The sequence below is a fragment of the Pseudenhygromyxa sp. WMMC2535 genome, from assembly GCF_011083025.2.
Map to the genome: position 1 here is coordinate 4,077,513 of NZ_JABJWV010000001.1, position 13,257 is coordinate 4,090,769.

Annotated in this window: 13 protein-coding genes and 1 tRNA gene; 7 read left to right on the top strand and 7 right to left on the bottom strand. The window is 67.8% G+C overall.

What is annotated here, in order from left to right; translation table 11 throughout:
* Nucleotides 1–32 precede the first annotated feature (32 nt).
* Together G6O69_RS16050 and msrA are read right to left on the bottom strand one after the other, a co-directional pair.
* Nucleotides 33–1,397 (bottom strand): PQQ-binding-like beta-propeller repeat protein, encoded by a 1,365-nt coding sequence (locus G6O69_RS16050; RefSeq protein WP_172304375.1) that lies wholly within the window; start codon nt 1,395–1,397, stop codon nt 33–35.
* A gap of 29 nt (nt 1,398–1,426) precedes the next feature.
* A complete protein-coding gene (gene msrA, locus G6O69_RS16055; RefSeq protein ID WP_172304376.1) occupies nt 1,427–2,134 on the bottom strand; it encodes a peptide-methionine (S)-S-oxide reductase MsrA in 708 nt (235 codons plus the stop codon).
* Nucleotides 2,135–2,191: 57 nt separating this feature from the next.
* Here msrA and G6O69_RS16060 point away from each other — a divergent pair, with 57 nt between their 5' ends.
* Together G6O69_RS16060 and G6O69_RS16065 are read left to right on the top strand one after the other, a co-directional pair.
* Nucleotides 2,192–4,480 carry a S9 family peptidase gene (locus tag G6O69_RS16060; RefSeq protein WP_172304377.1) on the top strand — a complete coding sequence of 763 codons (2,289 nt, stop codon included), beginning with the start codon at nt 2,192–2,194 and terminating at the stop codon, nt 4,478–4,480.
* Nucleotides 4,481–4,833: 353 nt separating this feature from the next.
* Complete coding sequence (locus G6O69_RS16065; RefSeq protein WP_172304378.1) at nt 4,834–5,292, top strand: hypothetical protein; 459 nt, start codon at nt 4,834–4,836, stop codon at nt 5,290–5,292.
* Nucleotides 5,293–5,451: 159 nt separating this feature from the next.
* Here G6O69_RS16065 and G6O69_RS16070 read toward each other — a convergent pair whose 3' ends face one another.
* The 3 genes from G6O69_RS16070 to G6O69_RS16080 form a co-directional block, all read right to left on the bottom strand.
* Nucleotides 5,452–6,369, bottom strand: coding sequence for a hypothetical protein (locus G6O69_RS16070; protein ID WP_172304379.1), 918 nt, complete (start codon nt 6,367–6,369; stop codon nt 5,452–5,454).
* A gap of 136 nt (nt 6,370–6,505) precedes the next feature.
* Entirely contained in the window at nt 6,506–7,618 is a 1,113-nt protein-coding gene (dnaJ, locus tag G6O69_RS16075; RefSeq protein ID WP_172304380.1) for a molecular chaperone DnaJ, read from the bottom strand.
* A gap of 35 nt (nt 7,619–7,653) precedes the next feature.
* A complete protein-coding gene (locus G6O69_RS16080) occupies nt 7,654–7,800 on the bottom strand; it encodes a hypothetical protein (protein WP_176396879.1) in 147 nt (48 codons plus the stop codon).
* 31 nt (nt 7,801–7,831) lie between these two features.
* Here G6O69_RS16080 and G6O69_RS16085 point away from each other — a divergent pair, with 31 nt between their 5' ends.
* The 5 genes from G6O69_RS16085 to G6O69_RS16105 all read left to right on the top strand — a co-directional run bounded on the left by G6O69_RS16085 (nt 7,832) and on the right by G6O69_RS16105 (nt 10,644).
* Nucleotides 7,832–8,419 (top strand): hypothetical protein, encoded by a 588-nt coding sequence (locus G6O69_RS16085; protein ID WP_172304381.1) that lies wholly within the window; start codon nt 7,832–7,834, stop codon nt 8,417–8,419.
* A 15-nt stretch (nt 8,420–8,434) separates the two neighbouring features.
* Nucleotides 8,435–8,528: transfer RNA gene (locus tag G6O69_RS16090), tRNA-Sec, on the top strand.
* 221 nt (nt 8,529–8,749) lie between these two features.
* Nucleotides 8,750–9,172, top strand: a complete 423-nt coding sequence (locus G6O69_RS16095; protein WP_172304382.1) for a hypothetical protein — start codon at nt 8,750–8,752, stop codon at nt 9,170–9,172.
* Nucleotides 9,169–9,843: a hypothetical protein gene (locus G6O69_RS16100; protein WP_172304383.1), complete on the top strand. Its 675-nt coding sequence runs from the start codon at nt 9,169–9,171 to the stop codon at nt 9,841–9,843. The genes G6O69_RS16095 and G6O69_RS16100 overlap by 4 nt, the downstream gene beginning before the upstream one ends.
* Before the next feature lie 72 nt (nt 9,844–9,915).
* Entirely contained in the window at nt 9,916–10,644 is a 729-nt protein-coding gene (locus tag G6O69_RS16105; protein WP_172304384.1) for a matrixin family metalloprotease, read from the top strand.
* Between the two features lie 34 nt (nt 10,645–10,678).
* On the opposite strand, the gene G6O69_RS16110 is transcribed toward G6O69_RS16105, so the two are convergent.
* Entirely contained in the window at nt 10,679–11,077 is a 399-nt protein-coding gene (locus G6O69_RS16110; RefSeq protein ID WP_172304385.1) for an HU family DNA-binding protein, read from the bottom strand.
* Nucleotides 11,078–11,142: 65 nt separating this feature from the next.
* Complete coding sequence (locus G6O69_RS42180; RefSeq protein WP_172304386.1) at nt 11,143–13,179, bottom strand: PEP-utilizing enzyme; 2,037 nt, start codon at nt 13,177–13,179, stop codon at nt 11,143–11,145.
* Nucleotides 13,180–13,257: the final 78 nt, after the last annotated feature.

The following is a 13,257-nucleotide window of genomic DNA, read 5'->3' on the forward strand; positions in this document are numbered from 1 at the left end:
GCAAAAGCGCGCGAGTGTCTGACCGGGCGCGCTCAGAAGCCGCCGAGGCGAGCGCGCTCGGAGCCGTCGGCGAGGTCGAGGATGTGCATGCGGGTGCCGTAGACGACGAAGAGCGACTCGTCGCCGAGGACCATGCCGTCGATGTTCGCGGCGGGGCTGGGCTGGAGCTCGACCTCCCACTCGCTCGCGCCATCGGCCAGGGAGAAGCGGCGGATGTGCGCGTTGCTCTCGCCGGCGGGGGTGAAGCTCAGGTAGGCGTCGCTCTGGTCCGAGGGGGTGTTGCGGTCGAAGATCACGCGAGGTTGACTGAAGCCGCCCTCGACCGTTGCCAGGCTGCCCGCCGGGGTCAGCTGCACGCGCCAGCGCTCGGCCTTGGTCTCGCGCTCGTAGCCGAGCAGGTAGGGCACTTCGGAGCCCTTGGCGCGGGTCGCAAAGGCGACGCCGACCAGGTACGCGCAGGACTGTGGCCGGTTGGTGCGGCTGGAGCTCGGGGGCAGGTCCTGCGGGGGACAAAAGGCGGCTCGTATGCGGAGGTCGTCGAACTGATTGCTGCTCAGATCGAGGGTGTCCTCCTTGGGGATCAGCTCGAAGCCCTCGTCGCTGCGCATGGCGACGGCCGAGGCAGGCAGATCGGCCGCGGCGGGGCTGAGCTTGCCGGTGCTCGTGTCGATGGCGCTGACGCTCTCGTCGATGCTGGTCACGAGCAGGGACTGGCCGTCGCGGACCACCGACTGGAGCTTGTCCGGCAAGTTGGTGACCCAGCGCTCGGCGCCGGTCTTGGTGTCGTAGGCCCGCAGCGCCGTGCCCACGAAGAGCAGCGCGGTGCCTTGGCCCTGGCCCTGACCTTCATCCTCGTGAAAGTAGAGCGCGGGCTGGCCGGGGATGCTCGACTGCGGCCCGATGTCGACGGCCCACAGCTGACTCCAGTCGGCGCCGGAGTAGGCCGCGAGCTGGAGCGTCTGCTCGGCGGTGTTCAGGATGATCCCAAAGACGTCCTGGTTGCCGTCGGCGTCGAAGTCGGCCACGAAGGGTCGACCGCTGCGCCACATGAAGCGCTCCTGGCCCGCCGCGAACCCCGACATGCCCTCGCTGAGGTCCTCCGCGAACTGGGTGACGGAGCGGTTGATGACGAAGACGACGAAGCCCGTGATCAGGATCGGGAGCAGCAGGGTGCCAAGCAGGATCCTGCCCACGATCTTGCTGGCCCTGGCCGGCTTGATCTGGGCCTGAAATTGCTGCGGCGGGATCTGTTGGGGTTGTGGCCGCGGCTGGGGGGGAGCTTGCTGGTGCTGGAGCGCGTTGCTCGTCCCGCAGTACTGGCAGGTGACCACGCACATGTTCGAGTCCGCGTCCAAGCGGGCGCCGCAGCCTTGGCAGACGAGCTTCACGATAGCCATGTCGCCGGCAGTATAGCGCCCGGGGCGGCTCAGCGGCCGTCGCCGAAGCGGTCCGTCCAGGTGTGGCAGTAGGGCTGGCTGCCCTTCTCGACGTAGTAGTTCTGGTGGTAGTCCTCGGCGGGCCAAAACTCCCCGGCGGGCTCGATGGTCGTGACCACGTCGTAGTCTCGGGCCTCGAGCAGCGAGATCAGCTCCTCGACGGCCGCGCGCTGGGTCTCGTCGGTGACGAAGATCGCCGACAGGTACTGGGGTCCGATGTCGGGACCCTGGCCGTTGGCCTGGGTGGGGTCGTGGATCTCGAAGAAGCGCTTGGCGACTTCGCGGTAGCCCACGACCTGAGGATCGAAGTAGACGCGCACGGTCTCGAGGTGGCCGGACTCGTGGCTGAGCACATCTTCGTAGCTGGGATCCTCGACGCTGCCGCCCATGTAGCCAGACTCGACGCGGAGCACCCCGGGGAGCTGCGACATGTAGTGCTCGACACCCCAAAAGCAGCCGCCCGCAAAGTAAGCGACGCCGCCGGCGGCCTCGAGGGCGGCCGCGTCGATGGGCACATCGACGGGATCCCGGGTGGCCGGCCCGCTGTTCACATTTTGCTGTCGCTTGGTGTCGGTCGCGCGACCTTCGCCCGACGCCTCGCTGTCTCGCGCGTGGGTGTCGGGTGCAGCGGCTGGCTCGCCAGTGGACGAGCAGGCCGTCAGGAGCAGGGACACTGCCAGCTTTGCGGACGTGCGCATGGATCGAGGGTAGCCCGGGTGGGCAAGGCGCGGGCAAATGGCATAGGCTCTAGGCAGATGCGCATTATCCGCTTCGGTTCATCCCTCAGTTTCTTCCTCGGATTGTCTTCACTTGCCGCGCTCGTTGCGTGCGCAGATCAAGGGGACAGCGCTTCAAAAGGTGACAAAGACAAAGCGGGCGAGGCCGAGGCGCCGAGCGACGGCCAGGGGATCGAGCCGATCCCCGGCCTCGAGGCGAAGGGCGCAGACGACGAAGGTGACGCGCCCGTCGAGCTCGCGGCCATCGCCCCCGCCGGGGAGCACGCCTTCTCGATCCTCGACATGCTCGAGGTCGATCGCGTGTCGAGCCCCGCGCCTTCTCCCGACGGCAGCCTCGTCGCCTACGTCCTGCGCGAGACCGACATGGCAGCCAATCGCGGGCGCACGAGCTTGTGGGTGGTGGGCTTCGACGGCGCCGCGCCGCGCCGCCTGGACGCCCACCCCAAGGGCCTGAGCCAGCCCAGCTGGTCGCCCGACGGCAAATTCATCTACTTTTTGTCGAGCCGCTCCGGGGACAGCCAGGTCTGGCGCCTGCCCATGGCCGAGGGCGCCGCGGCCGGGCCGCCCGAGCAGGTCTCCAAGCTGCCGGTGCCCGTGACCAACCTGGCCCTCGGCCCAAAGGGCGCGACCATGGCCATGAGCGCCGAGCTCTTCGTGGACTGTCCCGACCTCGCCTGCACCGCCGAGCGCGAGGCCGCGCGGGCGGCCGATCCGAGCACCGGCGTCGTCTACGAGCGCATGTTCGTGCGCCATTGGGACACCTGGAAGGACGGGCGGCGCTCGATGCTGCTCACCGCCGACGTCGGCCTGGGGGTCGAGGACGCGCGCATCGTCAGCCGGGGCCTCGACGCCGATGTCCCCTCCAAGCCCTTCGGCGGCTTCGAAGAGCTCACCTTCACGCCCGACGGGAGCGGGCTGATCTTCGCGGCGCGCGACGCCAAGGGGGGCGGCGGCGAGCCATGGTCGACAAATTTCGACCTCTTCCACGCGCCAGTGGACGGCGCCGCTGTGCCCAATCGATTGACCCAAAATCCTGCCTGGGACACCGCGCCGCAATTCAGCCCCGACGGGACGCAGCTAGCCTGGCTGGCCATGGCGCGCCCTGGCTTCGAGGCGGATCGCTTCGTGCTGATGGTGCAGCCCTGGGGCGACAATGGCCTCGAGGGAGAGCCCCGCGCCGTGACCGAAGCATGGGACCGCTCGGTCGCCGAGTATGTGTTCACCCCCGATGGACGGTCGGTGTTGGCGACGGCGCAGCACCTTGGACAAAAGCCGCTCTTCAGCGTGGATCTGGCCACCGGTGAGACGGCGCTCAGGGTCAGCGAGGGCACCGTCTCGAGCCCCGGGATCGCGGGCGAGCGGCTCACCTGGCTCGTCCATGACCTGCGCCACCCCACCGAGATCCACGTTGGCACAATTGCAGGCGAGGCCGGCGGAGGGCAGGCGGACGCACAGCTGACGCACACCAACGACGAGCTCATGGCGCGGGTCTCCATGGGCCGCCCCGAGCAATTCAGCTTCGAGGGCGCCGGCGGCGACAGGGTCTACGGGTGGATGGTCGAGCCTACGAATTTCGACCCCAACGAGCGTTACCCGGTCGCGTTCCTGATCCACGGGGGTCCCCAGGGCTCATTTGGCAACATGTTCCACTTCCGCTGGAACGCCCAGGCCTACGCCGGGGCGGGCTACGCCGTGGTGATGATCGACTTTCACGGATCCACGGGCTACGGACAGGCATTTACTGACGCGATCCGTGGTGATTGGGGCGGCAAACCCCTCGAGGATCTGCGCGCAGGCCTGGATCATGCGCTGGAGGCCTATCCCTGGATGGACGCTGATCGGGTGTGCGCCCTGGGGGCCTCCTACGGCGGGTTCATGATCAACTGGATCGCCGGCAACTGGCCCGATCGCTTTCGTTGCTTGGTCAATCACGATGGGATCTTCGATCAGCGCATGATGTACTATGCCACTGAGGAGCTGTGGTTTCCCGAGTGGGAGCAAGGTGGGCCAGAATTCGAAAATCCGAAGGGATATAGTCGCTTCAACCCCGTCGATCATGTCAACGAGTGGCGAACGCCGATGATGGTCATCCACGGCTCTTTGGACTATCGAGTCCCCGTCGAGCAGGGTTTGGCGACCTTTACTGCGCTTCAGCGTCGAGGCATCGAGAGTCGCTTTCTGCACTTTCCAGACGAGAATCACTGGGTATTGAGCCCTGCCAACGCCAAACTGTGGCATGATGAGGTTCTGGGCTGGCTAGAGAGCAAGCTCCAGGCTGGCACGCCCGAGAGCGGGGATGGCAATTGACCAGCCATGAGTCTGTGAGCGGCATTTCGAAGCACAGCAGCATCGAATCAAAATGAGCCTACCATATCGCCACGCACTATGCGCATAGGTGATTCGAGGGAATGGTCACACTGCAAAAAGTGTGGCCGAGACTCTCATGTTCGCGCGCTTTAAACACGCCGCGAAGGGATAGATTTAGCAACAATCAGCGTAACCGCGGTAAAATGCCCCACACAAACTAAATCGCCCCATCGTGAGGATGTAGGAGCATTATGTTCAATCGAGGGCGTCTTCACTAGCGCCACCTGGAAAAAGTGTTGCTGATCGCCGGTGAATTTATAGTCAGCAAGAAATACTCCTGCTATCTTATGTGGGTGTCCACTTTCGAACGTGAAATGTCCGAGGCCGTCAAGGAAGTGCAGCGCAGCGTCTTCCTGGAATTAATCCGCTCGCACCCCGAGATGACCCTCGCGGAGCTGTCCAAGCTCAGCAAGGGGCAATTCTCGGGGCTGCTGTCCAGCGTGACGGTGGGAGACGTCCTCAGCGCCGGCGTCGGGGGAGAAGAGCCGACGACCGAGACGACGGTCAAGGACCGCGAGCTCCCGATCTTGAACTACGAGGTCAACACGCGCACGGCGCAAGGTCGACGCGAGTATGACAACCGCGTGCTCGAGTTCATCGAACATGCAGAAGAGCCGGTCTCGGCCACGGAGATCCGCAGCTTCGTCGGTGGGACCTCGCTCCAGGTTCGCAAGGCGGTCGCGCGGCTGATCGAGGCCGAGCGCGTCACCTGGCAGGGCAAGGCCAGGGGGACGCGCTACAGCCCCCTGTAGCGCGCCATGGTCTGCGCGCGTCGGGTGAAGCCACCTCTGGGTGCCGACGCGCCCCTCGATTCGATAGATATGAAAGAGCCCTCTCCGGTGTTGGAGAGGGCTCGCTGGATGGGCGGAATGATGGGTCGAGTTCTTCGGCTCGGCCCGGCTCAGCCTGGCTCAGCCGTCCTTGGCCGCGGCGTCCTTGCCGGCACCAGTGGGCATCTTGGTCGGATCGGCCTTGGCCGCGGCGTCGCCAGCCTCGGGGGCGTCGCCGGTCTCGGCGGTGCCGCCGGTCTCGGCGGTGCCGCCGGTCTCGGCGGTGCCGCCGGTCTCGGCGGTGCCGCCGGTCTCGTCGGCCTTGGCCGGGGGCGCGGGCGGCTTGGCGTTGGGGTCCTTGCAGCAGAGGATGCCGCCGTTGCGATCCGAGGTGACGGCCGAGCAGCCCTCGGCCTTGCCCATGGAGATGCGGGTCTCGCCGGGCCACACGCTGTCCTTGCAGCCACCTTGACCGCAGCCCTCACCGCAGCAGATCGGCTCGGCGCCGTAGCCCTTGTCGAGGCAGGGGTAGCGCGTGGTCGGGCCAGGGGCCTCGGCGCACTCGCCCTTGATCTTCACGTGGCTGATCGCGGCCACGAACTTGCCCGGGCCGGCGCCTTCGCTGCACTGGTTGGCGCTGATGCGATCGGTGAGATCGTGATAGTCGCCCGTGCGCGCGCAGACGTTCCACCCGGGGGCGCAGACGTCGGCCGGCGAGGAGCAGACGTCGAGGTCGTCGCCGCAGGCCTTGCTGGTCTTGCCCTTGCGCAGGTTCATCTCGTCGTCCCAGACGCCGAGGCAGCCGGCGATGGTCGGGAACTTGGCGATGTCGGCGAAGCCCTCGCGCTGGCCGTCGGCGCAGCCAACGGTGAAGGGGTCGCCGCCACGCTCGCTCTCGATGAACTCGACGTTGTTCAGCGTGCTCGGGGCGTCGCTGTCGAGGGTCGCGTCCTTGCCGACACGCCGAGCCTGGTTCTTGTTGGAGGTCGGTCCGCAGGCCACGCTGGTGGCCGCGAGGGTCAACACGCCTGCGAGCGCGAAGAAGGCAGGGAACTTCATGGCCCCGGACAATAGCAGGGCCATGTGGGCTCTTTGAAGCCTGCGCCCCGCACCCTTTGCGCAGCACACCACGGCCGCCCCTGCGCCGCGGGCTGGCCGTGGCGGGGCCCGTGGCGGGGCGGGGGAGATCGAGCGGCTAGCCGAAGAGCGAGCCCAACAGGCCCTTTTTCTTGTCGGCGACCGAGAAGCCGAGCTCCTCGGCGAGGGCCTTGAGCTTGTCGTGCTGCTCGCTGGACAGCTTCTTGGGCACGCTGACCTTCACGCGCACGTGGTGGTCTCCCTTGCCGCGGCCACCGAGGACGGGGATGCCCTCGCCGCGGCGGGTGATCACGGTCTCGGGCTGGGTGCCAGCGTCGATGTCGATCTCGGTCTCGCCGTCGAGCGTGTCGATGGTCACCTTGGTGCCCAGGGCGGCCTGGAACATCGAGATCTCGACCTCGCTGAAGATGTCGTACTCCTCACGCTCGAAGCGGGGGTCAGCCTCGACGCTGATGACGACGTAGAGGTTTCCGGGCGGTCCTCCGAGGACGCCCGGCTGACCGCCGCCGGGGACGCGCAGGGTCTGGCCGTGATCGATACCCGGCGGGATGCGGACCGTCAGCGTGGTCTCTTTTTGAACCGTGCCGCTGCCCGAACACGCCTTGCAGGGGTGCTCGATGATCTGGCCGCGGCCGCGGCAGCGCGGGCAGGTTGTCTGCACGCGGAAGAAGCCCTGGGAGTGGACGACCTGGCCGCGGCCGTTGCACTCGGGGCAGGTGGTGGGCGAGGTCCCAGGCTCGGCGCCGGTGCCATCGCAGACTTCACAGTCGACCCGCTTGGGGACGGAGAGCTCGCGCTCGCTGCCCTCGACGGCCTCCATGAAGGGGATCTCGACGACCATCTTGAGGTCGGCGCCCCGCTGGGGTCCGCCACGGCGGCCGCGGGCGCCACCAAAGCCGAGGTTGCCAAAGAGGTCACCAAAGAGGTCGCCGAAGTGGGCGAAGATCTCGTCGGCGCCGTTGAAGCCCTGGAAGCCCGCGTTGCGTGGCCCCTCGTGCCCAAACTGATCGTAGAGCTGGCGCTTTTGGTCGTCGCTGAGGACCTCGAAGGCCTCGGCGCACTCCTTGAACCGCTCCTCGGCCTCGTCGTCGCCCGGGTTGCGGTCCGGGTGGAACTGCATGGCCTTCTTGCGATAGGCCCTCTTGATCTCCGTAACGCTCGCTTCGCGCGAGACCTCGAGCACCTCGTAATAATCGCGTTTTGCGGACACCGCGCGCAGGAAGCTAAGTCTGGGGGAAGCCGCAGTCAATGCCTTGTCTGCACCCGCGTGAAGCGCAGGCCGGAGGGCCGACCGGCGCGCGAGAGGCGAGCGCTCACCAACGCGCGCTGTGGTATGGTCCCGTACCCGAATTGGGGATCCACGACGATGTCGCGCGCACGCTTCGCACTCACCTCTACCTTGTTTGTGTCCGCCCTCGCCGCCATGAGCAGCTGCAAGGAGGAAGACACCCGGCTCTTCGACGAAGAGGGCGTCTGGGCCCTCGAGAGCTACTCGCTGCTCGGGACCGGCTACCAGTCCATCGATCAGCTGCGCAAGAACCTGTTCTTGCTCAACTTCAGCTCGGGCGATGGCGTGGTGGCCGCTGCGAACTGTCACTCCGAGGGGGGCGGCAGCGGCGTCAACGAGGCCAACTGCGTCGACGGTGCCAACTCGACCTGGGACTGCCGCTGCTTCGCCTACGAGTACGACGAGTCGCGCATGGTCTGGCAGGAGTTCACCCCCGGTGACGCCCCCCCCGCGGTGGGCTTCCCCGACAACGCCGCGGATGGGGGGGACGAAGGCGACGAGGAGGGCTCCGGCGCCCACGAGATCCTGCTCGAGGCGACTGGGGCGACCCAGACCTACGAGTTCGCCTCGCTACCCGAGGGCCTCTTCGACAGCGACGGCTCGATCTCCAAGCACGTGTTCCAAAAAAAGGCCGATACCATCTGGACCGCGGCCGACATCGACGAGGACGGCACTCCCGACCTCGACGAGTGCGCGATGAGCTGCTTCCCGTCGCTGCGCTGAGGCGGCGGGCCTCGAGGAAGTGCACGGCCCGCTGGTGCGGCCCCCGGTCTTCAAAACCGGTGTGGGGTGCGTGAGCGCCCTGGGCAGGTTCGATTCCTGTGCATTTCCGTCCCCTTTTTGCTGTCTTTCGATGGTTCAAAATACGAGGCCAGCCTGGCTCACGGTATCCAGTCGCCGATGGCACCGTCGTGTTGTTCTTCTGCCTGTGCCGGGGGGATGGTTCCCGAGCAGTCAAGGAGGCTTCACCCTCTATGTGGGTGTTCAGTGGCGTGTTCTTGGCAGGCAGAACAGGAGGCTAGTTGTCTCCGTAGGCCAAGAAGGTGCTACACCATGTTTATGAGCAACGATGCGCAGACCACGGCACCGGGAGACCGGGGAGATGCTCTGGAGAAGTCGCTCGTAAAAGCCATCGCAGAGTCAGATGAATTTGCTGCCGCCGTGCGCGCGGTCGCACTAGGCGCAGTCGCCGTTGTCACAGCCAAGGCGATTGCAAAATTAATTCGGGAGGACGTCGAGCGGTACGAGCGGGAGGCTGTACGAGATCATGTCAAGGCGATTTTGGCCGCTGGGCCTGAAGCGAAGGGGCGAGAGACCATGTCTGATGGACATGCTCGAGGTGAGGTGACGTCCTGGCCGGTTGCGATTGCCGATGGTGCGGCTGGGCTGGTCGATTTTTTCCCCGATGACGAGACCCCGGCTGAGGCTCCTGTATATCAGCGATGCCGGGAACGTGTCCTTCGAGCTGATGGATGAACCTCGAAGATTACTATAATCGATTGTTGAGTCAGGGCATGACCGAGCCACAGATCGCTGATCTCGTGGCCAAGGAGATCATGAAGCAGAGGTCTAGCCAGTCTGCTTCTGAAGAAGCAGAGAGCGCCCCTGAGTCTTTGCTTGGACTGGTGGAAGTGGTGCTTTCACAGGCTGAAACGGCAGAGACGGACACAGAAGAGAGCTCTTCCTCATCTCTCAGTCAGCAAGCTCTGGCCAAGCGCGTTGCGGATAAAATTCAAGGGAACTCCTCGCCAGTGGGTCCTCAGCCCCAAGCGATTGGCGCGATTCCCACGGCCCCCGAACTCGCGTTCTTCGCTCATACCGCTCACTTTGCTGGACCGATGCCTCCCCCTACTCTTGCGAGGGAATATGAGGCTCTGGTTCCGGGCTTTACAGAGCGCTGTTTGGTGATTCATGAGAAACAAGTTGAGTCCCAGCTTCGGGTGGTTGAAGAGAGCAACAGACGCCGGTCCAAGGGACAATTTTTTGCACTAATTTTTTGCGGTTCTCGGGCTAGTGGCAGGTGTGGTCATCGCTTGGCTAGGGCACCCGAGCGCCGGGACGACCCTTGCTGTGGGAACGATTGGTTCGGTGGTGGCTGCGTTCCTCTATCGAGAGAGAACAAAACGAAAGGTGCTCGCTGCGCGTGATGGCCCTCCTTCTGGGGAACTCACAGAGCAGTCTGATAGTGACTGAGAGGGTCGCCAAAAGGTCTCCAAGTCGTGCTGCTTCAATCCCTGCTCGTGCTGCCCGTCGCCCTGGGCGCGCGCCAGTGCCCGGCGCTCCTCGATCCCGAGGTCGCGCCCGCGCTGGCCTGCTTCGTGGACCAGACCCCGGCGTGCCCCGAGGGGCGCGCGCGTTGCTTTGGGATCCACCTCCACGTGGTCGTGGGCGCGCAGGGTCCGGTGCAGACCCCGGCATGGCTGGCGGCGGGGCTCGAGCACGCGGCGACGCTGTTCGAGCCGGTCGATGTCGGCTTTCAGATCGAGGCGGTCGACGTGGTCTCGGCGGACTTCGAGCACGTCGCCACCCGGGAGCAGCGCGACGCCATCGGCCGTGACCGCTTCGATCGCGGCCGGGTCCACGTGTTCATGGTCGCCCGCCTCGACGACGTCGACGCGCCCGGCGAGCAGATCCGCGGGGTCCACTGGCGCCAGCGCAGCAACACCGACAAGCGCTGGGTGATCGTGTCGAGCATCGGCTCCAAGGTGGTGCTCGGCCACGAGCTCGGGCACTTCTTTGGGCTGCCGCACTCGCGCTATCCGGCGAGCGTGATGAACAAGCGGCCGCGGGCGCAGCCGAGCTGGGAGGCGCGGGTGTTCGTGGCCGAGGAGCTGGCGATCGTCCGCCACGATCGTGACGCGATGATCGCCGCGGGGGACCTGCTCGAGCGCGAGCGAGCGCCGCGGCCGTCAGTGGGCCAGCCGTCCTCGAGCTCGCAAGGCGAGTAGCGGGCTCTCAGGCCGAGCCCTCGCAGCCCGCGGATCAGATCACGTCTTCGGACAGGTTCTCGTCGCGGCGCCGCGGCGTGGACGGCTTGCGCTCGGCCGCGGGCGCGCTGGGTCGCGGGCTCGCGCTCGACTCGTCGTGGTCATCCGTGGCGTCCCAGCTGCCGTTGACGCGCTCGCGCAGCTCCTTGCCGACCTTGAAGAAAGGCAGGCGCTTGGCGGCGACGTGGACCACGTCTCCGGTCCGCGGGTTGCGGCCTTCGTAGGGCTGATAGCGGCGCACCGTGAAGCTACCGAAGCCACGGATCTCGACGCCGTCTCCAGCGACGAGGGCGTTGGTCATCGCGTCGAAGATGGTGTTGACCACCATCTCGGCGCGGCCCTTGGTGAGGCCTGATTCCTGAGCGAATCGCTCGATGAGCTCTGACTTGGTCACCGTGCTCCGGGATGCGTCGGCGACGTCCGCATCGCGCATATCTTAGGTCGGAAAAGTGAGCGATTTCAAGACGTTTTGGAGGCCGGTGGGCGAGCGGGGGCGAGCGCCAGCCGCCGCGCACGGGTATCGACCGTGGCCAGGCGTCCCTCGATGATGCGCGTGCAGCCTCGACAGCCGATCAGCGCCGAGAGCCCGAGCTCGCGGGCCATGAGGGCGCCGTGGGCCAGGGCGCCGCCGTACTCGGTGCACACGGCCCGAACGCCGAGGCGATGGAGGGCGACGGCGGCCTGAGCCGTGAGCGCCGGCGTGCACAGGACGGCCTGTGGTGGGGGCGGGTCCGAGAGCAGGTCGCGGAGGTCGCGGCGCTGGGCGATGGGGCCGGTGAAGGTCTCGCCGATGGCCAGCCCGCGGAGGTGGCCGCCGATCGGCTGGGGCATGGGGGCGCCGTCGACGATGCGCGTGGGTGGATCGAGGCGGGCGTGGGCGTGCCACCTGCGGGCGCGCGCGTCGAGGTGGGCGTCGAGGGCCCGACCGTGGGGGCCCCGACCTTCGTCGAGGTCGACGAGCTCGTCGCCGGTCAGCAAGAACACACGCTCGGGGGCGGCGAAGCGCAGGCGGTCGGCGGCGTGGAGCCACAGCTGACGAAGGGGCGCGAGGCCGAGGGCGAAGAGGTGGTCGTCCCACTCGCCGAGCAGGCGCGCGGCCTCGCCTTCGTCTCGCGGCAGGGCGTCTCGGTCGGGCTGCCACGCCGCGCTCGAGTCGGCCTCGCGCGGGTCGGGCTCGTCACCGAGCAGCTCGCTGAGGCTCGGGCTGGCGATGTCCCACTGAGCCGGGAGCACGTCGAGGAAGTCCTCGCGCCCGCGCAAGGTGGTGGGCAGGGCGCCCGGGCGCAGCGGCGAGTCGACGAAGAGCGGCGCGTAGGCCAGGGCGGCTCGCCGCGCGGGGCCGAGGCGCTCGGCGTAGTCGTCGCTCATGGTCGAGAAGTGCGCCATGGCGACCGCGAGGGCCTCGCGCAAGGGCGGGCGCTGGCCGAGGAGATCATCGAAGGCGTCGAGGTCCCGCCGGGCCGCGGGCAGGGCCTGCTCGCGCAGCCACAGCAGCGCGCCGCGGGCGGACATCGGCGGATCCTCGGCGGGCTGGCTCGGTGGCGTCGCGCGGATGTAGAGCCACCCCGCGAGGATCACCGCGCTGCCCGAGTGCTCGGGTCGCAGCGCGGCGAGGCGCCGGGTGATCCAGGCGTGGGCGGGGGACAAGGGCGCGGGGTTGTGCTCGCCGTCGAGGGTCAGCTGGCCGCGGGGCAGGGCGCTGCCCGGGTCGGCGTTGGGGGTGGGCTCGGCGTCGGGGTCGGCCGCGATCGCGGCGAGAAAGTCGGGCCAGCCAGGGTGGAGCGGGGCGGTGAGCGGGCGCGCCTGGACCAGCCAGGGGTCGCCGCCGCCGTCGACGACGATCTCGAGGTCGACGCCCTGGGGCCCGGCCTCGCGGGCGCCGACGCGCTCGGCGAGGGCCACGACGCGCTCGCGGGCCGGGTCTGGCCACTCGTCGAGGGCGCCCGCCCACTCGGGGGAGCGGCCCTCGGCCAGGGGCTCGGGGCCGGCCTCGGGGCCGTGGCTCTCGGCGTAGAAGCGGTCCGTTGTCGCGCCGCCGCGCACCGCGACGAGCAGGGCGTGGCGGGGGACCTCGCGCTGGATCAGGATCAGCGTGCGCCTGCCTCCGGGATCGTCGAGGCCGGCGGCGCGGCCGTGGGCGGCGATCATCATCAGCGCCGAGGCCAGCGCGCGCGTCGAGGACAGGCCGGCGACGGACATGCTCAGCCCCGCCCCGCTCGCGTGCTCGCGATCTTCGATGGTGCTCGCGCAGCGGGCGATCAGCGAGCGGCCGGCGTCGAGCTGCTCGCGGACCCAGAGCCGCGCGGGATCGGAGTCGGTCGCGGCGTTGGGCTCGAGGGAAGCGGTGGCCGCGAACAGCTGCTGCGCGCGGGCGAGATCGAGGACCACGCCCGGCGGGACGGGCAGACCGTCGGCTGCGAGCGCGTGCTGGCGCGCGACCTTGGGGAAGTGCGCGAGGTCGACCCGATCGGGGGGCGCTCCGAGGAAGAAGCTCACCGCCGGGGATTGTAGACCGCGCGGCGTCGCGGGATCGAGCCGCGCTCGCGGGGCACGTGAGCCGTGGCGCTCGCGGGG

Coding starts and splice junctions, on each gene's coding strand:
- G6O69_RS16095 (WP_172304382.1), top strand. CDS start 8,750: ATGTTTATGAGCAACGATGCGCAGACCACGGCACCGGGAGACCGGGGA.
- G6O69_RS16050 (WP_172304375.1), bottom strand. CDS start 1,397: ATGGCTATCGTGAAGCTCGTCTGCCAAGGCTGCGGCGCCCGCTTGGAC.
- G6O69_RS16060 (WP_172304377.1), top strand. CDS start 2,192: ATGCGCATTATCCGCTTCGGTTCATCCCTCAGTTTCTTCCTCGGATTG.
- G6O69_RS16100 (WP_172304383.1), top strand. CDS start 9,169: ATGAACCTCGAAGATTACTATAATCGATTGTTGAGTCAGGGCATGACC.
- msrA (WP_172304376.1), bottom strand. CDS start 2,134: ATGCGCACGTCCGCAAAGCTGGCAGTGTCCCTGCTCCTGACGGCCTGC.
- G6O69_RS16085 (WP_172304381.1), top strand. CDS start 7,832: ATGAGCAGCTGCAAGGAGGAAGACACCCGGCTCTTCGACGAAGAGGGC.
- G6O69_RS16070 (WP_172304379.1), bottom strand. CDS start 6,369: ATGAAGTTCCCTGCCTTCTTCGCGCTCGCAGGCGTGTTGACCCTCGCG.